This window comes from Neisseria sp. P0001.S005 (assembly GCF_051963715.1).
The window spans coordinates 1-416 of record NZ_JBQCTZ010000657.1; the positions used below are offsets into that span (position 1 = coordinate 1).

General features: G+C 51.0%; 1 protein-coding gene. It reads left to right on the plus strand.

Annotated features, from left to right (window positions below; all coding sequences use genetic code 11):
* Positions 1 to 30: 30 nt before the first annotated feature.
* On the plus strand, positions 31 to 416 hold a 386-nt coding region (locus tag ACTHSP_RS22235; protein ID WP_440347038.1), incomplete at its 3' end, for a response regulator.

The window sequence follows — 416 nt, forward strand, 5'->3', positions numbered from 1 at the left end:
CGGCGCATACAATCACGAAAAGGAAATTCCATGAGTCGCGTATTACTCGTAGATGACGATGCCCTCTTGACCGAATTACTGACCGAATACCTGACTGCCGAAGGCCTCAACGTCCACAGCGTTTCTGACGGCGAAGCCGGCGTTCAAGAAATTCTGACCGGACAATACGATGTCGTCGTATTAGACTCCATGATGCCTAAAATGAACGGTTTGGACGTTTTGAAAAACGTACGCACCCAAAGCACTGTGCCCATCATCATGCTGACCGCAAAAGGTGACGACATCGACCGCATTATCGGTTTAGAAATGGGTGCGGACGATTATGTACCGAAACCATGCACACCGCGCGAACTCTTGGCGCGTATCAACGCCATCTTGCGCCGTGCACAACACAGCAACGAACAAAACAACGCGCC